Raw genomic sequence first — 22,773 nt, forward strand, 5'->3', positions numbered from 1 at the left:
GTTGTCCGGCGATGATCAGGGACGGGCCGACGAATCGGTGCGAATGGTCACGGCATGATCCTCAGACGGTCGCGGGCCGTCCCCCAGGTCCCCCGGCAGCCGCGCCCCTCGACCGCCGCGTCCCGTCCCACCAGCTCGCCGGCGGCCCGCCGTACGATCCCGCGCCGGCCGAGCCGGGCCCGTCGGTGTCAGGCCGTGGGAGGGGTCCGACCGCCGGGCAGGGGTCCCTTCCTGTGCGGCGACCGGTGTTTGGGGAGGGCCGTGCGTCCCACCGCCGCCGCGAGCTTGCGCAGCCGGCGCCAGTCCATGGGCGGCCTGGCCTCCGGCACGCCGGGGCGGTTCCCGGGCACGCGCACGCGCAGGGCACCGGGCTCGATCCGGCACCGTACCGGCGTGGGCAGGACGAGGGCCTCGCCGTCCACGCCGACCTCGATCCCGGGGCGGTCGGCGTCCACGACCACCTCACGGGCCGTCAGCACCGTGAGCCCGGTGGAATGGCGCCCCAGCAGCAGGCCGGCGGCGTCGGCGGCGTTCTCGACCCGGATGCCGAGGACGCCCAGCACCCCGGACTCCAGCCGTTCGCGGTAGCCGAGCCCCGCCGGATCGTCCATGCGGTAGGGGTTGTTGCTCACGAGGAGCGCCTGGGGCGCGTCGATGACGGCCGCCGCGGCGCCGTCCGCCTCCTCCACCCGGGCGGTCAGCCGGGGCCCCCGCTCGTGCGTCAGCAGCTCGGGCAGCAGCTCCAGCGTCGTACGGACCTTGTCGTCCCGGTACGCGGGGCTCTGCACGACGACGGCGTACGCCCCGAACGAGGCGTTGTTGACGAAGGGGTAGGTGTCGGCGAAGCCGAGGTCGACGCGGAGTTCGACCCCTGCATCGGTGAGCGCGTCGAGGGAGGCGGCCGGGTCGTCGCGGTCGAGCCCGAGGTCCATGGCGAAGTGGTTCCGCGTCCCGGCACAGACCACGAGGAACGGCATGTCGTGCTCCGCGGCGACGGCGGCGACGAGCGCCTGCGTACCGTCCCCGCCCGCGACGCCGAGCAGGTCGGCCCCGTCCGCGACGGCCCGCCGGGCGAGTTCGGTCACGTCCTCCTGCCGTTCGGCGTCGAGGAGATGGACACGTGCCCCGAGCCTCTCCGCCTTCTCCTTCAGCCCGAACCGCTCGACCTTTCCGCCTCCGGACCGCGGATTCATGATGAGGAAGGCCCTGGTGGGGGCGGGAGTCCGGTACTCCGCCACGCTCACGGCGTGCGACTTGGTGCTGCTGAGCGCGAACTTCCCGGCCCACAGGGCGGAACACCACAGCGCCAGTGACACGACGACGACCCACAGCAGGTTCGCGGCGGCGAAGATCCAGACGACGGCCGCGGGTGTCGCGAGGGCGAGGGCTGCGGCCGCCGCCCGGGCCGTCCCCCGCAGGGTCAGCACCCACCACAGCGCGGCCACGGTCACCGCCGTGCCGAACACCCCGACCGCGACGAGCAGCAGGCTCGCGGCCCTCGCGTACCCGAGCGGCAGCAGCACGGCGAGACCGGCGGCGGCCAGTGCGCCGCGCGCCGCCCACCGCTGCCGGGCATGCGCCCGCCCGTCAAGATCCAGGCCCACGCCCGCCGCCTCTCTCCACGTCAGGGGCAGCAGTATGCCCTCCCTGACCCGACTTGACGTTTCCTTGACCGCCGCACAGACTCCAGCTCCACCCCGATAACTCCGAAGGAATATTCGAATAATGAAGAGATTCGCGCTGCCGCGTACCGGTGCCGCCGCCGTCGTGTCGGTCCTCTCGCTCGCCCTGGTGACCGGGTGTTCCGACAGCGGCTCCGACGGCGCGTCGGACTCGGGCGACAAGGCCGGGGCCAAGGAACCGGCCGCGGCAGCGAAGGTCCTGAGCGACAGTGAGCTGGAGAAGCTCATCATCGCCACGGCGGACGTCAAGGGCTTCAAGGTCGGTCCGGCCGACGGGGCCGAGCAGTTCGCCTCCTCCAAGAAGGACATCAAGGTCGTCGACGAGAAGTGCGCGCCTCTCGTGTACGTCCTCACCGGTTTCGCGCCGGGCGATTCGGCCTCCTACGTCAACCGCATGGCCCAGGAGGACCCCACGGCCAAGCCGAGCGCGTCCCCCACCAAGGACATGGAGGACATGACCGAGGAGGAGCTCGACGACGCGATGAACTCGATCACCGACGCCCTCGGTTCGACGGTGAGCATCGTCTCGCTCTCCTCGTACGAGGGGGACGGCGCCAAGGAGACCATGGCCTCGGTCTCCGCCGCGATCGACGGCTGCGGCGGCGGCTTCACGGCGACGGCGAAGGGCGAGCCCCAGAAGTTCAAGAAGATCGCGAGTGAGAAGGCGTCCGGCAGCGGCGACGAGTCACTCGCGTTCGCGGCGACCGCGGACACCGACGGTGACCCGGTCGTGCACGCGGAGGTCGCGCGGCACGGGAGCACGGTCGCCACGTACTTCACGTTCAGCCTGGCGGCCTTCGCCGACGACGCGAAGGTCTCCGACTACGCGGTGCCGGCTGCCCTGATCAAGGCCCAGACGGCCAAGCTCGGCTGACCGGACGCCGGCTGACGGAAGAGGGAGACCGACGCGGGGGCGGGTCCGGGCGCACCGGCCCGTCCCCTCGCCGGTTCCCTCCTCCGTCGGTTCGGATCCGTTCCTCCGTCGGTTCGGATCCATCGGTTCACAGCTTGTCGATGTCCAGGTTCGCGATGGCCGTCCTCGCGACCTCGCGTCCCCGCTCGGTGAAGTCGCCCCTGCCCGGGTAGCCGATCATGAGCTTGTACATGTCGCCCGAACTGGTCTTGTAGTACAGCAGCTGGATCTCGCGCGGACGCGGGGAGTCGGAGTCCAGACTGGAGTAGACGATGGTGTTCCGGGCCGCCTTGCGGTCCTTGTACGTGGAGTTGTCGGGCGTGCTCTTCGGCGCCGGATCGGCGTCCATACCGAGGGCGTAGGCGCCGTTCTTCTTGTAGGTGGCGTCGTCGTCGTACATCTCGGCCGGCGCCGACGCGGCGATCTCGCCCGAGGTGTCCTCGCTCTTCCTGGCCAGCGACAGACTGACCCAGAGGGTGCCGCTCAGATCGGTGAACGTGACCCAGTGCTCCTCCGCCGGCGCGTCGGCCTTGGGCACCGTCTTCTGGTAACCGGCCGGAACCGCCATCGTCGCCCCCAGGGCCTTCACGTCCTCCTTCTTCCAGCCGTCCGGCAGCGGCCCGGCGAACGGGTCCGCGACCACCACGTACGCCGCCACCGCCGCCGCGACGACCGCGGCGCCGATGCCGGTCCAGCCCTTGCGGCCGACCCGCAGCTGTCTCCGGGTGGGCGGTTCGGGCCGGACGACCCGCGTGGGCTCGGGCTGCGGCGGCCGCGCCGTCTGCTCCAGGAGCGCGCGGACCCGTGCGGCGTTCGGGCGGTGGGCAGGATCCTTGTCGAGGAGACCGTTGACCGCCTCGGCGAGCGGTCCCGTGGCCGTGCTGGGCGGCGCCGGCGTGGCGTTGAGGACGGACTGGAGCGTCGCGGGCGTGTTGCTGCGGCGGAACGGCGAGACGCCCTCCGTGGCCGCGTACAGGACCACGCCGAGCGACCAGAGGTCCGACGCCGGGCCCGGGCGCTGCCCCAACACCCTTTCGGGCGCGATGAACTCGGGCGAGCCGACGAAGCCGCCCGTGTCCGTCAGATTCGTCTCGCCCTCGATCTGGGCGATGCCGAAGTCGGTGAGGACGACCCGGTCGCCCGTGCCGAGCAGGACGTTGTCCGGCTTGACGTCGCGGTGCAGGATGCCCGCCGCGTGCGCGGCCTCCAGCGCGCCGAGCACCTCGAGGCCGATTCTCGCCGCTTCGCGCGCGCCGAGCGTGCCCTCCTGGAGGGCGGCTCCGAGCGAACGGCCCCGGACCAGCTCCATCACGATCCACGGCCGGCCGTCCACGACCGCGACGTCGTGGACGTTGACGACGGCCGGGTGGTCGAGCCGCGCCGCGGCGCGCGCCTCGCGCCGCATTCGCTCGTAGACATTGGCTCGTTCACGTTCGGGAAGATGGTCGGGTACGCGGGGTTCCTTGACGGCGACCTCCCGGTCCACCGTCTCGTCCTTGGCCCGCCACACGGTGCCCATGCCGCCGTGGCCGAGTTTGTCGAGCAGCCGGTACCGCCCGGCGATGAGCCGGCCGCCGCCGGGCTCCTGGGATGCCTGGCGTTCTTGGGGTTCTTGGGGTTCTTGGGGCGCCTGAGGTTCCTGGGGCGCCTGCTGTTCGGGCACGACCTGGGTGGGTGCGGCGTACGGATTCCCGGGGTACGGCACGGCGGCCGGCGGGCGCGGCGGTTGCAGACCGAAACTCGTTGGTTCGTCGGGACCGTAAGGGGCTCCCCCGTTGCTGCTCATGGGAACCATCCTTATCGTGGCAAGCGCTTCTGCTCCACCCTGGGCGCTTTCCGGTCACAGACCCGTGACGCACGACGTTCCTTATGCGCCTTTTACGACATGTGCCTTTCTGCGGCGTCGTGCGCTTGACGGGTCGACGCGGCGCACGGACCGTGCGGCGGCGCACAAGTTCGGGGTGCTCAGGAACTCACGCGCCTCACGATCCGTGCCGTTCAGGAACTCGCGCGGCTCAGGAATCCGTGCGGGCGAACGTGTCGACCGCGACGTCGAAGTACTCCCGCGCCTCCCGCGCGCTGCCGACCGGGGCCGACACCCACACGTCGTACATCCGGCCGTCCTCCTCCCAGCACAGGTCGAACGTGTGCCGAGCACCCTCCGCCTCGCTGAAACCGTTCCAGGTGAACTGCCAGAGCGCGGCGGTGCGTCCGGAGCGGGTGGTCTCGGTGACACGGCCCTCGCGGTAGCCGGGGTTGGTGTCCGGACCTCTGGCGTCCGCGCGCCCCATCACCGCGAGCGGGCCGCCCGGTTCCGGGTCGGCCGTCTTGACGCCGATGCGGAAGACCTTGCCCGCCGACAGGTAGAAGATCCGCTCGCCCTGCTCCTCGCGGGTGAAGCCCTCGGGGACGGCGAGCGAGAAGCCCGCCGCGTCCTTGGCGAGGCGGTATCCCGCGGGCGCGGTGCGGCCGGTGGAGGTGGAGGGCCGGGTGCGGGTGACGGTGACGGTGGGCGCGGGGCTCGCAGCGGGACTCGTGGTCGTGGCTGCCGTACGGGGCGAGGAGACCGAACTCGACGGCGGAGCAGGCCCGTCGCCCTCGTCGTCCCGCATGAGCAGCGCGGCCGCGGACACGCCCGCCCCGGCCATCGCCGCGACGAGGGCGGCCGCGATCAGCACGTTGCGCATCGACGTGGACACGGCCGCGGCGGGCCTCAGCGGAGGTGTCCCGGCCGGTTCGGGCGGTGGCGTCGGAGCCGGGGCGCCGGGCTCCCGCCGGGGCACGTCCCGCTGTGTCGGCGTGTATCCGGGCGGGACGGCCGGTGTGCGGCCCGTGTCGAGGAACGCCCGCAGCAGCCTCTCGGCCTCCACCGCGTCGAGCCGCTGTTCGGGATCGCGCTCCAGCAGGCCCCGTACGACGGGGAGCAGGGGCGCGGCCGCGGCGGGCGGACGTATCTCGTCGACCACCACCGCGTGCAGGATCCCGCCCAACGAGTCGCGGCGGAACGGCGATTCACCGCTCAGAGCCGTGCAGAGCAGTGCGCCGAGCGACCACAGGTCCGACTCGGGCCCGGTCCGCAACCCCGCCATCCGCTCGGGCGCGGTGTACTCGGGCGAGCCCACGAACGACCCGCTCTCGGTGAGTGTCGTCGCGCCCGCGACCTGCGCGATCCCGAAGTCGGTGAGGACGACCCGGCCCTCCTCGGTGAGGAGGACGTTGGCGGGCTTCAGGTCGCGGTGCAGGACCCCCGCGCCGTGGGCCTTGCGCAGCGCGCCGAGGAGGTCGACCCCCATCCGGGCCGCCTCGACGGCGCCGACGGGGCCGTGCCGGGAGATCCGCTCGGCGAGCGAGCCCCCTTCGAGCAGATCCATGACGATGTACGGGCGTTCGTCCTGCTCGACGACGTCGTGCACGACGACGATGTGCGGATGCCGCAGTTGCGCGACCGCGCGTGCCTCGCGCAGCGTGCGCTCGCGCTGCAACCGGGACTCCTCCGCCGAGAGCGAGGTGTCGAGGGCGAGTTCCTTGACGGCCACCTGCCGGGCGAGCAACTGGTCCGTGGCCCGCCACACGACGCCCATGCCGCCCCGGCCGAGTCTGGCCTCCAGGCGGTAACGGCCCGCGATGACACGGGCGTTGTCCTCCGGTCTCTCCCCCTCGGTCCCCATGCGCCCCATCATGCCGCACCGGACGGGACCCTTCCGGGGCCACGCGTCCGGGGTGGCCGACAAGCGACGTACCCGCCACCGGGCTTCGGGGCGACCGGAGGCCGGCCGGGACTGCCTCCGCCCTGCCGGAGTCGACTCGGCACGGCCGGGGCGTCACTCCCCGGCCCCGGCGTCACTCCCCGGCCGGCGGCCGCCACCCGCGCAGGATCGCGTCGAACTGTTCCCTCGCGGTGTCCCAGTCCGCGGCGGGCGCGGACATGTAGATCACGTACTCGACCCCGTCACGGCCGAGATACGCCTGCTCGATGGCCCGGCGCGGGCCGGGGAACTCCGTGTCCTTGGGCAGCGCGGTCCAGGTGAAGTCCCACAGCGCCCCCGGGCGGTCCCGGAAGGTGTTGGCCTCCAGACCGACCCGCCGGTAGTCGGTCAGCCGCTGCAACTGCTGTTCCAGGTCGACGAGATGCCGGTACGGGCTGTCGAAGTCCGGGGCGTCGTCGACGGCGATGCGCAGGAAGTGCTCCCCGCCGTCGGGCGAGTAGTCGATCTGGTCGTTGTCGACCTGCCGCTTCCAGCCCTTGGGCAGGACGAGGCTGAAGCCCTTGACGTCGTTGACCCGCTCCCAGCCGTCGGGCACACCACCGGCCTGGGCCTCCCCGGTCTGCTTCCCGTCCCCCTCCGCCGAGGATGTCGGTTTCGTGGGGGACCCTTTCGTGGGGGACGAGGAGGGGTCCGAGGACGCCGACGTGCCGGCACCCCACCCGTTCGCGTACAGCATCGCCGCGGCGCCACCGCCTCCCACGAGCGCGGCCAGCAGCACGACCACGGCGAGGGTGTTCCACCGGCGGCGGGCGGGCTGCCCCACCGCCGCCGGCTGGCTCGCGGTGGCGACGGCCGGGTCGACGGCGGGCCCGCCATGGCTGCCGTAGGTGTCGTGGGCGCCCGGCCCGCCGTAGCCACCCTGCGGACCCTGGCTGCCCTGGGTCCCGTAAAAGCCGGGGTGGCCATGGGCGCCGTGGTGGACGGCCCCCTGCGGCCCGGGAGCGACGCCCTGCCCGGGTCCGTACGCCCCCTGGGGACTCGGCCCGTACGCACCGGCTCCCTGCCCGTACGTGCCCGCGGGTTCCTGCCCGGGCGTGCCCGGAGGCTCCTGCCCGTACTGGCCCGAGGGCTCCATCCCGTGCCGGCCCGAGGGCTCGTGCGGGTTGATCACGTGCTGCGTCGGCACATAGGCCTGTGCCGCGTTCGGCGTGCGTCCCTCCGCGGCCTCGGCGAGCATCTGCTCGGCCTCCTCCGGGCCGGGCCGCCGGGCGGGGTCCTTGCGCAGCAGCGCGGTGATGACGGAGGCGAGCGGGCCGGCGTTCTCCAGTTCGTCGGGCTCCTCGCCGACCACGGCCTGCATGGTGGTCAGGGGTGTCGTCCGCCGGAACGGCGACCTCCCCTCCACCGCCGTGTAGAGCGTCGCGCCCAGCGCCCACAGGTCGGCGGACGGGCCCGGGTCCTGACCGCGGATACGCTCCGGCGCCAGATAGTCGACCGAGCCGACGATCTCACCGGTGCGCGTGATGGTCGTGTCCCCCTCGACCTGCGCGATCCCGAAGTCGGTGAGGAGCACGCGCCGGTCCTCGGAGAGCAGTACGTTGCCCGGCTTGACGTCGCGGTGCAGCACGCCGGCGGAGTGCGCGGCCCGCAACGCCCGCAGTACCCACAGCCCGACCCTGGCCGCCTCCCGCGGTTCGACGCGCCCGGACTCCTTGACGGCGTCGGCGAGCGAGTGCCCCTCGATCAGCTCCATCACGATCCAGGGCCGGCCGTCGTGCTCCAGCACGTCGTGCACGGTGACGACGGCCGAGTGGTTGATGCGTGCCGCCGCCCGGGCCTCGGCCCTGGTACGGGCGAGGAGAACGGCCCGCTCGCTTTCGGACACGTACAGCGCGGCCGTCAGTTCCTTGATCGCGACGGCACGGTGCAGTACCTCGTCCCGCGCTCGCCACACCCGGCCCATGCCGCCACTGCCGATGGAGTCGGCGAGCCGGTAGCGGCCCGCCAGAAGCAGGCCCTGCATCTGATTCACGTTTCCCCGCAATGCTCTTGACAGCGTCAGACTAAGGACCGGTCCGCGCCCAGGGAACCGGCGGGGTCCGACGGGGACAGCACTGTGACGGTTGCCGCGTACGTGAACGGGCCGTTGCCGTCCGGTGATCAGGCGTCGACCACCGCCCCGGCGCCCCGACCGCATTGCGACTTCTGCCGAGTCGACGTCATGACGGCACAGGCTTCGGTGCGGGACAGTGTCATGACGTCACATCAGAGACACCCATCAGCCGGACACGTCAGTCACTGGACACGATGGCGAGACGCATTGGCGAGACGCTTCGGCGAGACACGTCGAAGGAGCGCCTCGGAGAATCGGGTCGGAGAAACGAGTCGGAGAACCGGGTCGGAGCCGTGCATCCGAACGGCACGTCAGCCGGTGGCCTGGTACGTCGACGACGCCTGCTCGTACAGGCGCGTCACCTCGTCCCGCTCGGCCTCGGGGCCGCGCACCTGCACGACGTGGTACCGCCCGTCGACGATCATCGCGAGATTCCGTACGAAGACCTCGCGGCCCGCGGAGTCCTGCCAGGTGAACTGCCCCTCGGCCATGGCCCGTCCGCCCACGTCGATCCGCCGCATCCCGCTGGACGTGGCCCACGTCGAGTCGCGGAACGGCTGCAACTCGCGCTCCTCCTCGCGCTGGTAGGCCATCGGGTCGGTGCCGTACTCCCCGGTCGTGTCCCGTCCTGGTACGACCAGCAGCTCGAAGCCGCCGTGCGAGTAGACGACCTGACCGCGTCCGTTCTTCCCGGTGCGCTCCCAGCCGTTGGCGACCGCCACGCGGAACCCCTCGGTGTCCTTGCGCAGCGTGAAGCCCTGTGGGAGCTCCGGTCCGGTCGTCTGGGTCGTCGAACTGGACGAGCGTGACGGGCTGCTGTCCTTGCTCGGCGACTTCTCGTCCTGCGGATCCTTGCCCTTGTTCCCGTCCGTGCCGGTGCCGGTGTCCGCGGAGTGACCGGGGGCGGGGCTGACGACGTCTCCCGCGGAGCCGGTGCGCTCACCGCCGGAGTCACTCTTGGGCATGAAGGCCACGGCGTACGCGACGGCGGCGGCCATGGCGAGCAGGATCAGCAGAAGCAGGGTGCGGCCGAGCCGCCGGGGCTTGACCTCCTTGCCCTGCTTGGCCCGCTTGTGACGGCCGTGCGGACTGGTGTCCGGCAGCCCGGCGCGGCGCCTGCGGACGAGCTCGCCCCGACGGCGTACGACGGGCAGCCGGGTCGGGTCCATGGGGGGAGCGGCGACGACGTACGTGCCGGCCTCCGGCTCGGGCGCCGACCGCACCAGCGAACGCAGCCAGCCCCGGAGCTCCTCGAAGTCCAGTCGATCGGTGGGGTCCTGGCGCAGCAGCGACTCGACGACCGGCCGGAGCGGACCGCACTCCTCCGCGAACGCGGGCGGCTCCGCGCACACCAGCTGGACCAGCTCCGCGGTGTTCTCCTCGGGGTAGGGCGCGTGGCCCTGGACGGCGCGGAAGAGCAGCGCCCCCAACGCCCAGAGGTCGGTCGCGGGACCGATCGGTGCCGCCAACTGCCAGTTCTCGTGCACGGGACCGGCCTGCTCGGGCGCCCAGCGCTCGGTGACCGGCCCCACGACGGCCATCCGCGCCTGCCGGGCCCGCTCCGCCGCCAGCGCGGTGGCCGGTCCTCGTCGGGACGCGGGGGCTTGGGCGGGGGTGAGCCGGCTCCACCGGGTGGGAGCCTCGCCCGTACCCGGGTCCGCAGACGTGCCGGTCGGCGACCCGTATCCGGCACCGTACGCGGCGGTCTCCGTCGCCCATCCGCCGGTCGCGTTGCCGTTCCCGTCGTAATCCGGGCCCGTCCCGTGCCCCTGGAACCCCGTGGTGTCACCGCGGCCCGGTACGTCGTTTCCGTTGCCGCCGCTGCCGCCGGTGCGGCCGCCCGGCAGTGCGGGCGAGCGGTCCTGCCCGTTTCCTCCGGCCACGGGCGCACCGCCGCGCGGCGCCGCACCGTGCCAGGCGCCCGGCAGGCCCACCCCGTACGGGTCGGCGATCTGCCCCGGCGGCGAGGTGTGCTCCATCCCCTGCCCGGAGATCTGCCCGGAGATCGGCCCGGTGTCCGTATCGCTCCCGGCGGACCGCGGAGCGGGCAGCGCGGGGCTCCGGCCGCCCCGCTGCTCCTCCTGGACGCGGGCCGCCGCCCGCGCGCCCGCGCGGTAGGCCGCGATGGCACCGGCCCGCGCGGCCCGTACGTCCCCGCCCGCGTCCATCGCCCGCTGTGCCATGTCCGAGGCCTGCGACTGTGCCTGCGTGACAGGCAACGCGCCGCCGCGCACGGCCTCGACCGCGGCACGGCCACCGCCCTCCGGCCCACGCCCGCCGGGTACCGCCTGCGCCCCGGACCGCCCGGCGGCACCGGCCTGACCGAACTGGCCGGCCGCGGTATGCCGTCCGGTCTGCCCGGGCGCGCCCGCCGAACCCGCCGGCCCTGCCGGGTCCGGCGGACCGCCGGCCGCTCCGGGGCCGTCCGTGTCACCTTCGCCGTCGGCGGCCGGCACGGGGTCGTACCCGCACAGCGCCTCCTCCGCGGCTCCCGAGGCGAGCCCCGTGAGCATCACCCGCCCGTCGTCGCAGACGAGCACCGTGCGCGCGGTGATGTTCCGGTGCACCCACCCGTGCGCGTGCAGCACGCGCAGGGCCGTCAGCACGTCGGAGGCCACCTCGGCGGCCCGGTACGGGCTCAGCGGGCGCTCGGCGAGCAGCGCCGCGAGCGGCCGCGAGGGCACCAACTCGCTCACTATCCACAACGACCCGCCCTCGGCGAACACGTCGAAGACCTGGTCGAGCCGGGGATGGTCGGGGATGCGCGCCGCGGCCTGCGCGGCCTCGATCGCCCGCCGCACGGCGGGCTCGGTGGGCCGCCGTGTGGTGCGCGCGGCCGGTCGCCGCACACCGGCGTCCCGCGCCACGAAACCGTCGGGCAGCCCGTCCGCGTCGAGCACCTCCGCCTCGACGACCTCGGGCAACGGCACTTGACGGACCAGGACTTCCTGCCCGCTGTACGTGTCGAAGGCGCGCGTCTCGGCGAGCTCGAACTCGTCGGACGGGGGCAGCGGCAGGCGGTAGCGGTCGGCGAGTACCCGTCCCGCATAGTCGTCCACGAAGCCTCCCCCGGCCGCCCGGTTGGTCAATTCCGTTCGCCATGCGTCCCGTTGTGGCTGCAGTTGTGCCTGCGTACGGTCCGCAACCACTCACGATACGTGCCGGAGGCAACCCACAGTGAGGAGATACGAGATCTCAGTTGTCTCGTGCCCCTCAGGACTTCGGTTCGAACGACTTCGTCAGCGTCCGCCACGTGTCTTTACGGAGACCGGTGTCCCATTTCGAGGCCTTCGCGGTGTACATGAGGCCATATCCGAGGCTGTCGTCGACGACGAACCCACGGTCTATGGACCGGTACTTGGTGCCGCTCTCCACGTAGGTGAATTCCCAGTCGGCCGTGTTCCAGCCGCGGTAGTCCACCTTCTCTATTCGGATCCGCTGGTACTGCGGCCGCCGCATGAACTGCTCCTGGTTCTTCCAGTCGGCCACCGGATCGTCCTTGGGCGTCGTGGTCCAGCCGACCAGCAGCTTCTGTCCGTCGGGACCGGAGAACCGGGCACCGGCCGCGCTCGTCGACTGGAACTTCCAGCCCTTGGGCAGCCCGATCGAGAACCCCTGCCCGTCCTTGTGCGTCGACACGACTCCGTCGGCCGAACCGCCACCGGAGCCGCCCTCCGACCCGCTCGAACCACTCGATCCGTCCGACTCCCCGGAAGCGCTCGCGCTGGGCGAGCTGTCCTTGGCCGTGCCCCCGCCGGAGGCGTCCGGCTTCTCGCCGCCGTCCGTCTCCGTGTCGCTGTTCTCGTCCTGCTTGGTGTCGCTTCCCGCGCTCGCCCCGCTGGACGCCGACTTGTCGCCGCCGCCCTTGTTGTCCTTGGTACCCGAGTCGCCACCGCCACTCAGCGTGACGGTGAGAATCGTGCCCAGCACGGCCAGCACCACGACGACGGCGACGATCAGCATCGTCCGCCGGGACACGACATCGGTGAGCGGCGCCCTCGGCGCGACGGTTCGCGGATGCGTTTCCCCGGCACCATCCGGCCTGCCGGCACCACTCGAACCAGCAACCACCGCACTGGAGTTCAACGCGGAGGCAGCAGTGTCCCGTCCCTTCGCGGAGCCCGGCACATCGGCCCCTGCCGAGGCCGCGGCGGAACCGGACCGAGCCACGGCCCCGGAGCCGGAATCGGCCGGGGACGCGGAAGTCACGGAGGCGTCCGCCGCCGGGACCGCCTTGCCGGGCTTCGCCTCCGCCTGTCCGTCCACCGCCTTCGCGGTACCGGCCGCCGCGGCAGCGCCGGCCGCCCCGGCGCCCTTTCCCTTCCGCACGGAGCGCAGCGCCCCACGCAGCCGGTCTCCCGGCTCCTCACTCTTCTTGCCGCCCGGACCCGCCTTCTTGGACGGGCTCTGCACGGGGAGGTCCGGCAACGGCACGACCTTCGTCGCGTCCGCCGGCTCCGGCTCGTCGTCCTTGGGCTCGGGCGCGTGGATCACCTCGGTGAGCATCGCCCGCGCGCCCGCGTCGTCGAGCCGCTGCTCGGGGTCCTTGACGAGGAGCCCGTAGATGACCTTCTCCAGCGGCCCTGCGTTCTTCGGCTGCTCCACCGGCTCCGTCATCACCGCGGTGAGCGTCGCGATGGCGGACCCCTTGTCGTACGGCGGCACGCCCTCCACCGACGCGTACAGCAGGCCTCCGAGGGACCACAGGTCGGCCGCGGGGCCCGGCTTGTGGCCTCGCGCCCGCTCCGGCGAGATGTACGAGGGCGCGCCCACGAGCATGCCGGTCGAGGTGATGGACGGATCGCCCTCGACCTGGGCGATACCGAAGTCGGTGAGCACGACCCGGCCGTCCTCGGCGATCAGCACGTTCGACGGCTTCACGTCGCGGTGCAGGATGCCCTCGCGGTGCGCCGAACGCAGCACGTCGAGGATGGCCAGCCCCACTTCGGCCGCGCGCTTCGGCGTGAGCAGCCCGTCCTCGCGGATCACCTCGGCGAGGGACTTGCCCTCGACGAGCTCCATCACGATCCACGGCCGGTTGTCCTCGTCGACCACGTCGAAGACGGTCACCGCGCTGTTGTTCCGGATCCGCGCGATCGCCTTGGCCTCACGGAAGGTGCGGGTGATCAGCCGCCGCTTCTCGTCCTCGTCGATGCGCGGCGGCAACCGCAGTTCCTTCACGGCGACCGTACGGCCCAGTGTCTCGTCCTCGGCTCGCCACACGGTGCCCATGCCGCCGCGGCCGAGGACTCCTCCCAGCCGGTACCGCCCGGCGAGGAGACGTTCACTCTCGTCCTGACGGGATGCTCCCGCCCGCTCCGCCTCCGACATGCGTCCCCTCATGCAACCCGCCCTGACAGAGCCTTCATTGTCCCCCACCCGGCCACCGACCGATGCCCCGGGTGCCCCTCGCGGAGGCATTCCTTCCCCGAGCCGCCCCTCATCCGGCCCCCGACCGGCGCCCCGACCGGACCGTCCCCCATGATGAGCTGCGACGAGGGGGATCTCGATGCCACCGCTGAGGACGCTGCCGGCTCTTTCTTTGTCCCTTGCCCTCCTCGGCCTGACCTCCGTCTCCTCGGCGCCCGCGCCCTCCGCTCTGGACACCGCCCTCGCCCGGCTCGTCACCGAAGGCAGGGCCCCCGCCGCGGCCCTGCTGGCCGACGAGGGATCCGGCTCCCACTTCGCCCACGCGGAAGCCCTCGCGAAGACGGGAGCTCCGAGGACCGCTCCCGACACCGAGCCCTTCACGACGAACGGCGCCACTGACGGCGTTGAGGACGACGGCACGAACGGCACCGCGGGCAACACACCCGTCGACAGCCCGGCGTCCGCGAGTCCTCGCCGCACCGGAACCCGCGTCTCCGGCTCCCCCACCGCCACCTCCCTCCACCGCGCCGACCACTTTCGCGCCGGCAGCATCACCAAGACGTTCATAGCGACGGTCGTGCTGCAACTGGCCGCCGAGCACCGCCTGTCGCTGTCCGACTCGGTGGACGCCCACCTGCCGGGCCTGGTGCGCGGCGTCGGCAACGACGGTCGCGTCCTGACCCTGCGGGCCCTGCTCACCCACACCAGCGGGCTCGCCGACTTCACCGCCGACACCGCGGGGGCCGTCCCCCTCACGCCTGTTCAGGCCGTACGCATCGCACTCACCCATCCCCCGGCCGACCGCGGCCGCTTCGCCTACTCGAACACCAACTACGTGTTGCTCGGCATGGTCGTCGAGCAGGTCACCGGCCACTCGTACGCCGCCGAGGCCGAGCGGCGCCTCATCACTCCGCTCCGACTGACAGGCACCTCCTTCCCCGGCAGCCGTCACGCGCTGCCCGAACCGCACGGCCGCGCCTACTCCGCCGACGGGACCGATGTCACCGACCTGGACCCTCGCGTGGCCGGCGCGGCGGGCGAACTGGTCACCACGCTCGCCGACCTGAACCGCTTCTACGCGGCCCTGCTCCGCGGCGATCTGCTGCCGCCCCGCCAACTGCGCGAGATGCTCGACACCCGCACCGCACACGGCTCGTACGGCATGGGCCTCTATTCCGTGAAACTTCCGTGCGGCACCACGGTGTGGGGACACAACGGCCGCATCACCGGCAGCTACGTCCGGACCGCTGCCACGTCCGACGGCCGCCGTGTCCTCACCTTCCGTGTGAACACGGACGCGATTGCAGACCCCTCCGTCGAACCCGCCCTGCTCGCCGCCGAGTTCTGCCCCCGCACCCCTTAGAACGAGCGGGTTCCGAGCAGAGATCCCAGGTCAGGACACTCGTTCGGGTGACACTCGCCGATCTGCGCCGATCTGCGCCGGCCTTCGCCCCCGAGCCCTCGGCCCTCGGCCCTCACGTTTCGCCGCCGACCCCTCGTCTCTCGCCCCTCGGCCCTCGCCGGGCGAAGCCGACAGGGCCCGAGTCGCGCTCGCACGAACTCGGGCCCTGTCGCACTTCCCTGCCTCCGGCAACACCCACGGCGCCCGGAGCCCTTACAACGGCTGGAACCCCTACAGCGGCACGATGTCCGGCGCGCCCAGCCTGGCAGCGTCGGCCGTCAGGTCGTCCGGCTGCCGCTGCGACTCCCGCTCCGCCTCCACCCGCTTCTCGTAGTGCTCGACCTCGCGCTCGATCTGGTCCTTGTCCCAGCCCAGGACCGGCGCCATCAGCTCGGCGGCCTCGCGCGCGCTGCGCGTGCCCCGGTCGAAGGTCTCGATCGAGATGCGCGTGCGCCGCGTCAGCACGTCGTCCAGATGCCGCGCCCCCTCGTGCGAGGCGGCGTAGACGATCTCGGCACGCAGGTAGTCCTCGGCCGCCGGCAACGGCTCGCCCAGCGAGGCGTCCGCGGCGATGAGATCGAGCACCTCCTCGGCGAGTGCCCCGTACCGGTTCAGCAGGTGCTCCACGCGCACCACGTGCAGTCCGGTCCGTGCGGCGATCCTCGCTCGCGCGTTCCACAGCGCCCGGTAGCCCTCGGCGCCGATCAGCGGAACATCCTCGGTGACGCACTCCGCGACCCGCTGGTCGAGGGCGTGCACCGCCTCGTCCACCGCGTCCTTGGCCATCACCCGGTACGTCGTGTACTTGCCGCCCGCCACGACCACGAGCCCTGGCACCGGATGCGCCACGGTGTGCTCGCGGGACAGCTTGCTCGTGGCGTCCGACTCCCCGGCGAGCAGCGGCCGCAGTCCCGCGTACACCCCCTGGACGTCGTCGCGTGTCAACGGCACCGCGAGCACCTCGTTCACATGCTCCAGCAGATAGTCGATGTCGGCGCTGGACGCCGCCGGATGCGCCTTGTCGAGGTCCCAGTCGGTGTCCGTGGTGCCCACGATCCAGTGCCGCCCCCACGGGATGACGAACAGCACGGACTTCTCGGTGCGCAGGATCAGCCCCGTCGTGGAGTGGATCCGGTCCTTCGGTACGACCAGATGGATGCCCTTGGACGCCCGGACGTGGAACTGTCCCCTCTCCCCGACCATCGCCTGGGTGTCGTCCGTCCACACGCCGGTGGCGTTGACGACCTGCCTGGCGCGGATCTCGTACTCCCCGCCTCCGTCGGCGTCCTGCACCTTGGCACCGACCACACGCTCGCCCTCGCGCAGGAAACCGGTCACTCGCGCGCGGTTGGCGACCTTCGCGCCGTACGCCGACGCCGTACGCACCAGGGTCGCCACGAAGCGGGCGTCGTCCATCTGGGCGTCGTAGTACTGCAGCGCTCCGACCAGTGCGTCCTTCTTCAGTGCGGGAGCGACGCGCAGCGCGTGACGCCGCGACAGGTGACGGTGCGTGGGCAGGCCGCGTCCGTGCCCGCGCGCCATCGACATCGCGTCGTAGAGCGCGACGCCGGAACCGGCGTACAGCCTCTCCCACCCCTTGTGCTGCAGGGGGTACAGGAACGGGACGGGCTTCACGAGGTGGGGCGCGAGCCGCTCCAGCAGGAGCCCACGCTCCTTCAGTGCTTCCCGTACGAGCGCGAAATCGAGCATCTCCAGATACCGCAGGCCGCCGTGGATCAGCTTGCTCGACCGGCTCGACGTACCCGACGCCCAGTCACGCGCCTCGACCAGGCCGGTGGACAGGCCGCGGGTCACGGCGTCCAGGGCGGTTCCCGCGCCGACCACGCCCGCTCCCACGACCAGCACATCCAGCTCGCGCTCGGCCATTCCCGCGAGTGACTCGGCGCGCTCCGCCGGTCCCAGTGTCGCTGTCCTCACCGTTGCCTCCCGCTGTCCGTCGCGCTGGGCTCACCCGTCCGGCGAGGCCCTGCTCACATCCCCCATGCCCAGATTCTGACCGCGTTGCCCGGCATCGGCCACCACCGGCCGTCCGCCTGTGGATATCTCTCGGTGACTTCCGGAGAAACACAACCGAACAATCCCGCAAATCGGTCATATTTACTCCTAGTCTGACATTGCGCTCGTCCGTTCTGTCCACAGGGCTTGCGCCCTCGTCCCACTCCGGCTACAGGGAAGGACGGCCCACCGCCATGCCCGCAGATCTCGCCGTCATCGGCCTCGGCCAGCTCGGCCTGCCCCTGGCCCAGGCCGCCGCCACCACCGGCATCTCCACCCTCGGCTACGAGTGCGGCGACCCCGCTCCGCTGGCCGCCGCCGACCTGCGCCGAATGCTCTCCACGGGCTTCCGTCCTGCCACCGACCCGGGCGAACTCGGCCGCGTACGCACCGCCGTCATCTGCGCTCCGACCCCGCGCGGCGCGGACGGAGCGCTCGATCTGGGGCAGGTGGCCGCCGCCGCCCGCACCCTGGCCGCACACCTGCGCCCGCACACCACGGTGATCCTGGAGTCCCCCGTGTACCCGGGTACGACCGAGGAATTCCTCCGTCCGCTCCTCGAAGAGGGTTCGGGGCTCCGTGCGGGGCGCGACTTCCATCTCGCGTACTCGCCCAGCCGTGTCGACCCCGGCAACCGCGACCACGGTCCCGCCAACACCCCGAAGGTCATCGGCGGCCTCACCCCCGCCTGCACCGAGTCGGCCGCCGCCTTCTACGGCCGCCTCACCGACAAGGTCGTACGCGCGCGTGGACCACGAGAAGCAGAGACCGTGCAGCTCCTGGAGACCAACTACCGGCACGTCAACATCGCCCTGGTCAACGAGATGGCGGTGCTCTGCCACGACCTGGGCGTCGACCTGTGGGACGTCATCCGCTGCGCCGAGACGAAACCGTTCGGCTTCCAGGCCTTCCGCCCCGGCCCGGGCGTCGGCGGCCATGCCGTCCCCCGGGACCTCGCGGGCCCGCGGACCCGCTCGCTGCGCATGATCGAGCTGGCACAGCAGGTCAACAGCCACATGCCCCAGTACGTCATCCAGCGCGCGGCCGCACTCCTCAACGAACACGGCAAGTCGGCCCGCGGCGCGCGCGTGCTGCTCCTCGGCATCACCTACAAGCCCGACCACGCCGACCAGCAGGGCTCACCCGCCCAGGAGATCGCGACCCGCCTGATGGAACTGGGCGCGGCCGTCAGCTACCACGACCCGCACGTCCCGTCCTGGGGCATCCTCGACCGCCCGGTCCCCCGCGTGGACTCCCTGTACGAGGCGGCAGCCGACGCGGACCTGACGATCCTGCTCCAGCAACACCGCACCTACGACCTGCAGGGCCTGTCGGTGAAGGCGCAGCTGTTGCTGGACACACGTGGGGTCACTCCTACGGGGGCGGCGCACAGGTTGTGAACCAGGGGCGGCTGCGCACCGTCCGGAGCCCGCGGCATCCGTCTCCTTCGGCGGCCCACCGCCCGCTGACGATCCAGAAGCGAGCCCCCTCGGGCCACTCGCACACGCGAAGGGGCCCGGCCACCAAGTGGCCGGGCCCCTTTGGTCCGCTCGGGCGGAGCGCGGTGTCAGCGCTTGTGCTGCGAGTCCGCCACCGTGACCTCGACCCGCTGGAACTCCTTGAGCTCGCTGTAGCCGGTCGTGGCCATCGCGCGGCGCAGCGCGCCGAAGAAGTTCATCGAGCCGTCGGGGATGTGCGAGGGGCCGGCGAGGACCTCTTCGATGGTGCCCACCGTGCCGAGGTCGACCTTCTTGCCGCGCGGCAGCTCGTCGTTGACGGCCTCCATGCCCCAGTGGTGCCCCTTGCCGGGCGCGTCGCTCGCGCGCGCGAGCGGGGAGCCCATCATCACGGCGTCGGCACCGCAGGCGACGGCCTTGGGGAGGTCGCCGGACCAGCCGACGCCGCCGTCCGCGATCACGTGCACGTACCGGCCGCCGGACTCGTCCATGTAGTCACGGCGGGCCGCCGCCACGTCCGCGACGGCGGTGGCCATCGGAACCTGGATGCCCAGCACGTTGCGCGTGGTGTGCGCGGCGCCGCCGCCGAAGCCCACCAGGACACCGGCCGCGCCCGTACGCATCAGGTGCAGGGCGGCCGTGTACGTGGCGCAGCCGCCGACGATGACGGGCACGTCCAGCTCGTAGATGAACTGCTTCAGGTTCAGCGGCTCGGAGGCTCCCGAGACGTGCTCCGCCGAGACCGTCGTACCGCGGATGACGAAGATGTCGACACCGGCGTCCACGACGGCCTTGGAGAACTGGGCGGTGCGCTGCGGGGAGAGCGCGGCCGCGGTGACCACGCCCGAGTCGCGCACCTCCTTGATGCGCTGCCCGATCAGCTCCTCCTTGATGGGAGCCGCGTAGATCTCCTGGAGGCGGCGGGTCGCGGTCTCGGAGTCCAGCTCCGCGATCTCGTCGAGAAGCGGCTGCGGGTCCTCGTACCGCGTCCACAGGCCTTCGAGGTTCAGGACGCCCAGGCCGCCGAGCTCGCCGATACGGATGGCGGTCTGCGGGGAGACGATGGAGTCCATCGGGGCGGCCAGGAAAGGCAGCTCGAAGCGGTAGGCGTCGATCTGCCAGGCGATCGAGACCTCCTTCGGGTCTCGCGTACGGCGGCTCGGGACGACGGCGATGTCGTCGAAGGCGTACGCCCGGCGGCCGCGCTTGCCGCGCCCGATCTCGATCTCAGTCACGTGTGTGGCCTTTCCCTCTTCGGTTCTGCGCGTTCCAGTATCCCCGACGCATACGACAAGGGCGGTCCCGGAGCCTCCGGTACCGCCCTCGGGCGTGCTCCACGCGCGCGTGGAGCACGCTTACGGCTACTGGCCTCGGCTGTAGTTCGGTGCCTCGACCGTCATCTGGATGTCGTGCGGATGGCTCTCCTTGAGGCCCGCGGAGGTGATCCGGACGAAGCGGCCCTTGGTCTCCATCTCCTCGATGGAGGCGGCGCCCACATAGCCCATGGTCTGGCGCAGGCCGCCGACCAGCTGGTGCAGCACGTTGCCCAGCGGGCCGCGGTAGGGCACCTGGCCCTCGATGCCCTCGGGCACGAGCTTGTCGTCGGAGGCCACCTCGGCCTGGAAGTAGCGGTCCTTCGAGTACGACCGGCCCTGGCCGCGGGACTGCATGGCCCCGAGGGAACCCATGCCGCGGTACGACTTGAACTGCTTGCCGTTGATGAACATCAACTCTCCGGGCGACTCCTCGCAGCCCGCGAGCAGGCTGCCCAGCATCACCGTGTCGGCACCGGCGGCCAGCGCCTTGCCGATGTCCCCGGAGTACTGCAGACCGCCGTCACCGATCACCGGGACACCGGCGGCACGAGCCGCGAGGGCGGCCTCGTAGATCGCGGTGACCTGCGGGACACCGATGCCGGCGACCACGCGGGTCGTACAGATGGAGCCGGGGCCCACGCCCACCTTGACGCCGTCGACACCGGCGTCGATCAGCGCCTGGGCGCCGTCCCGGGTGGCCACGTTGCCGCCGATCACGTCGACGCCGACGCTCGACTTGATCTTCGCCATCCAGTTGAGGGCGTTGCTGTTGTGCCCGTGCGAGGTGTCGACGATCAGGAAGTCCGCACCGGCCTCGGCGAGCGCCTGGGCCCGCTCCAGCGCCTCGGGGCTGGCGCCGACGGCGGCACCCACGAGGAGACGGCCCTCGGCGTCCTTCGCCGCGTTCGGGTACTTCTCGGCCTTGACGAAGTCCTTGACCGTGATGAGGCCCTTGAGGATGCCCGCGTCGTCGACCAGCGGAAGCTTCTCGATCTTGTGGCGGCGGAGCAGCTCCATGGCGTCGTTCCCGGAGATGCCGACCTTGCCGGTGACCAGCGGCATCGGGGTCATGACCTCGCGCACCTGGCGGGAGCGGTCGCTCTCGAAGGCCATGTCGCGGTTGGTGACGATGCCGAGGAGCTTGCCCTTGCCGTCGGTGACGGGGACGCCGCTGATGCGGAACTTGGCGCACAGCGCGTCGGCGTCGGCGAGCGTGGCGTCGGGATTGACCGTGATCGGGTCGGTGACCATGCCGGACTCGGAGCGCTTGACGAGGTCGACCTGGTTGACCTGATCCTCGATGGACAGGTTCCGGTGCAGCACGCCGACGCCGCCCTGACGGGCCATGGCGATCGCCATGCGCGACTCGGTGACCTTGTCCATGGCCGCCGAGAGCAGCGGAATGTTCACCCGCACGTTGCGGGAGATGCGGGACGAGGTGTCGACCGCGCCCGGCAGCACTTCCGATGCGCCCGGCAGCAGCAGCACGTCGTCGTAGGTCAGCCCGAGTGTCGCGAACTTCTCGGGCACTCCGTCGACGTTTGCAGTCATGACACCTTCCCCAAATGGCCTTGATCGGTGCGGATGTCCATGCTAACGGGAAGCATGGCTCTCTCATTCCACGGTTACGGGCACCCCTGGGCTTCGTAGGTTCGTACGGGCGGACGGCCTTCGCCGTTCATCCCGCGCCGAGCCCCCAGGAGGCGGGGCCGCGACCGGCTCTCCGTCCGCCACCGCCACCTCCCTCAGCCTCTCGCAGGTCGCCCGCGGGGGAGGAAAACTTTGACGGAAGATGTCCTGCCGGCGGTCCGGCCCGGGCATCGTGCGTCGTCCCGGCAGAGGTGAGAGTGCGGGGTGACAGGGCGGACGGCGACTCGTCGCCGTCCGGCGGGTGCCGCCTCGTCCGGGGCCCCGGCGGAACACCGCCCCGCGAGGGAACGGCATCCGCGAGGGAGACCCTGCTACTGCTCGGCCAGCGCCCTGAGACGGCTGAGCGCCCGGTGCTGGGCGACCCGGACCGCGCCGGGTGACATTCCCAACATCTGTCCGGTCTCCTCGGCCGTGAGCCCCACCGCGATCCTCAGCAGGAGGAGTTCCCGCTGGTTCTCGGGGAGGTTGGCCATGAGCTTCTTCGCCCACTCGGCGTCACTGCTGAGGAGGGCACGCTCCTCGGGCCCGAGCGAGTCGTCCGGCCGCTCGGGCATCTCGTCCGACGGCACGGCCGTCGAGCCGGGATGGCGCATCGCGGCACGCTGCAGATCAGCGACCTTGTGTGCGGCGATGGCGAAGACGAAGGCTTCGAAGGGACGCCCGGTGTCCTTGTAGCGCGGCAGTGCGAGCAGCACCGCTACGCAGACCTCCTGCGCCAGGTCCTCCACGAAGTGCCGTGCGTCACCCGGAAGTCGGGACAGCCGGGTGCGGCAGTAGCGCAGCGCGAGGGGATGGACATGCGCGAGCAGATCGTGCGTGGCCTGCTCGTCTCCGTCGACCGCGCGATGAACGAGCGAACCGATCGCCCCTTGGGCATGAGCCGCATCGTCGTCACGCATCGGTCCATGGTGCCTTGGCGTCGTCCTGTCCGTGGCACCGCGTCCGTAGTTGTGCACCGAAGCGTTATGAGCAGGTGCGCCGGAACTCATCTCCTGCGCCCTCCCCTCCCGCTCGACCGACTCGTTCCCGAGGAACTCCACACCTCAAGGATGCGGCATCCGCCGGGAAAAGGGGATCGGACGCCCGAAAGGCCGCATTCGATCTCCCGTCGGGCCCGGCCCCGCCCGCCCTCCGGCGGGCGGGGACA

At 71.8% G+C, this 22,773-nt stretch carries 13 protein-coding genes; 3 read left to right on the forward strand and 10 right to left on the reverse strand.

Annotation, left to right across the window (positions count from 1 at the left end):
* Nucleotides 1–188 precede the first annotated feature (188 nt).
* Entirely contained in the window at nucleotides 189–1,604 is a 1,416-nt protein-coding gene (locus tag O1Q96_RS40245; protein WP_269252813.1) for a diacylglycerol/lipid kinase family protein, read from the reverse strand.
* A gap of 121 nt (nucleotides 1,605–1,725) precedes the next feature.
* Here O1Q96_RS40245 and O1Q96_RS40250 point away from each other — a divergent pair, with 121 nt between their 5' ends.
* Nucleotides 1,726–2,556, forward strand: coding sequence for a hypothetical protein (locus tag O1Q96_RS40250; RefSeq protein WP_269252814.1), 831 nt, complete (start codon nucleotides 1,726–1,728; stop codon nucleotides 2,554–2,556).
* Between the two features lie 127 nt (nucleotides 2,557–2,683).
* Here O1Q96_RS40250 and O1Q96_RS40255 read toward each other — a convergent pair whose 3' ends face one another.
* The 5 genes from O1Q96_RS40255 to O1Q96_RS40275 form a co-directional block, all read right to left on the reverse strand.
* Complete coding sequence (locus O1Q96_RS40255; RefSeq protein ID WP_269252815.1) at nucleotides 2,684–4,381, reverse strand: serine/threonine-protein kinase; 1,698 nt, start codon at nucleotides 4,379–4,381, stop codon at nucleotides 2,684–2,686.
* Between the two features lie 229 nt (nucleotides 4,382–4,610).
* Entirely contained in the window at nucleotides 4,611–6,263 is a 1,653-nt protein-coding gene (locus O1Q96_RS40260) for a serine/threonine-protein kinase (RefSeq protein WP_269252816.1), read from the reverse strand.
* Between the two features lie 172 nt (nucleotides 6,264–6,435).
* On the reverse strand, nucleotides 6,436–8,325 hold the full coding sequence (locus O1Q96_RS40265) for a serine/threonine-protein kinase (protein WP_269253915.1): 1,890 nt from the start codon (nucleotides 8,323–8,325) through the stop codon (nucleotides 6,436–6,438).
* A gap of 401 nt (nucleotides 8,326–8,726) precedes the next feature.
* Complete coding sequence (locus O1Q96_RS40270) at nucleotides 8,727–11,474, reverse strand: protein kinase (RefSeq protein WP_269252817.1); 2,748 nt, start codon at nucleotides 11,472–11,474, stop codon at nucleotides 8,727–8,729.
* A gap of 154 nt (nucleotides 11,475–11,628) precedes the next feature.
* Nucleotides 11,629–13,746 (reverse strand): serine/threonine-protein kinase, encoded by a 2,118-nt coding sequence (locus O1Q96_RS40275; RefSeq protein WP_269253916.1) that lies wholly within the window; start codon nucleotides 13,744–13,746, stop codon nucleotides 11,629–11,631.
* 178 nt (nucleotides 13,747–13,924) lie between these two features.
* On the opposite strand from O1Q96_RS40275, the gene O1Q96_RS40280 reads away from it, so the two are divergent.
* Nucleotides 13,925–15,148 (forward strand): serine hydrolase domain-containing protein, encoded by a 1,224-nt coding sequence (locus tag O1Q96_RS40280; RefSeq protein WP_269252818.1) that lies wholly within the window; start codon nucleotides 13,925–13,927, stop codon nucleotides 15,146–15,148.
* Nucleotides 15,149–15,418: 270 nt separating this feature from the next.
* Here O1Q96_RS40280 and O1Q96_RS40285 read toward each other — a convergent pair whose 3' ends face one another.
* Nucleotides 15,419–17,125, reverse strand: coding sequence for a glycerol-3-phosphate dehydrogenase/oxidase (locus O1Q96_RS40285; protein WP_269252819.1), 1,707 nt, complete (start codon nucleotides 17,123–17,125; stop codon nucleotides 15,419–15,421).
* A 272-nt stretch (nucleotides 17,126–17,397) separates the two neighbouring features.
* Here O1Q96_RS40285 and O1Q96_RS40290 point away from each other — a divergent pair, with 272 nt between their 5' ends.
* On the forward strand, nucleotides 17,398–18,603 hold the full coding sequence (locus O1Q96_RS40290; RefSeq protein ID WP_269252820.1) for a nucleotide sugar dehydrogenase: 1,206 nt from the start codon (nucleotides 17,398–17,400) through the stop codon (nucleotides 18,601–18,603).
* A gap of 167 nt (nucleotides 18,604–18,770) precedes the next feature.
* Here O1Q96_RS40290 and O1Q96_RS40295 read toward each other — a convergent pair whose 3' ends face one another.
* The 3 genes from O1Q96_RS40295 to O1Q96_RS40305 all read right to left on the reverse strand — a co-directional run bounded on the left by O1Q96_RS40295 (nucleotide 18,771) and on the right by O1Q96_RS40305 (nucleotide 22,525).
* On the reverse strand, nucleotides 18,771–19,895 hold the full coding sequence (locus O1Q96_RS40295) for a GuaB3 family IMP dehydrogenase-related protein (RefSeq protein ID WP_269252821.1): 1,125 nt from the start codon (nucleotides 19,893–19,895) through the stop codon (nucleotides 18,771–18,773).
* Between the two features lie 126 nt (nucleotides 19,896–20,021).
* The gene (guaB, locus tag O1Q96_RS40300) at nucleotides 20,022–21,527 is read right to left on the reverse strand and encodes an IMP dehydrogenase (RefSeq protein WP_269252822.1); all 1,506 of its coding nucleotides are present in this window, start codon (nucleotides 21,525–21,527) and stop codon (nucleotides 20,022–20,024) included.
* A gap of 410 nt (nucleotides 21,528–21,937) precedes the next feature.
* The gene (locus tag O1Q96_RS40305; protein ID WP_269252823.1) at nucleotides 21,938–22,525 is read right to left on the reverse strand and encodes a sigma-70 family RNA polymerase sigma factor; all 588 of its coding nucleotides are present in this window, start codon (nucleotides 22,523–22,525) and stop codon (nucleotides 21,938–21,940) included.
* Between the last annotated feature and the right edge of the window lie 248 nt (nucleotides 22,526–22,773).

Source organism: Streptomyces aurantiacus (genome assembly GCF_027107535.1).
Taxonomy (GTDB): Bacteria; Actinomycetota; Actinomycetes; order Streptomycetales; family Streptomycetaceae; genus Streptomyces.

What these genes read in the sequence shown, in the direction of transcription:
- O1Q96_RS40280 (WP_269252818.1), top strand. Translation starts at nt 13,925, where the DNA reads ATGCCACCGCTGAGGACGCTGCCGGCTCTTTCTTTGTCCCTTGCCCTC.
- O1Q96_RS40290 (WP_269252820.1), top strand. Translation starts at nt 17,398, where the DNA reads ATGCCCGCAGATCTCGCCGTCATCGGCCTCGGCCAGCTCGGCCTGCCC.
- guaB (WP_269252822.1), bottom strand. Translation starts at nt 21,527, where the DNA reads ATGACTGCAAACGTCGACGGAGTGCCCGAGAAGTTCGCGACACTCGGG.
- O1Q96_RS40265 (WP_269253915.1), bottom strand. Translation starts at nt 8,325, where the DNA reads ATGCAGGGCCTGCTTCTGGCGGGCCGCTACCGGCTCGCCGACTCCATC.
- O1Q96_RS40305 (WP_269252823.1), bottom strand. Translation starts at nt 22,525, where the DNA reads ATGCGTGACGACGATGCGGCTCATGCCCAAGGGGCGATCGGTTCGCTC.
- O1Q96_RS40255 (WP_269252815.1), bottom strand. Translation starts at nt 4,381, where the DNA reads ATGAGCAGCAACGGGGGAGCCCCTTACGGTCCCGACGAACCAACGAGT.
- O1Q96_RS40250 (WP_269252814.1), top strand. Translation starts at nt 1,726, where the DNA reads ATGAAGAGATTCGCGCTGCCGCGTACCGGTGCCGCCGCCGTCGTGTCG.
- O1Q96_RS40260 (WP_269252816.1), bottom strand. Translation starts at nt 6,263, where the DNA reads ATGGGGACCGAGGGGGAGAGACCGGAGGACAACGCCCGTGTCATCGCG.
- O1Q96_RS40275 (WP_269253916.1), bottom strand. Translation starts at nt 13,746, where the DNA reads ATGTCGGAGGCGGAGCGGGCGGGAGCATCCCGTCAGGACGAGAGTGAA.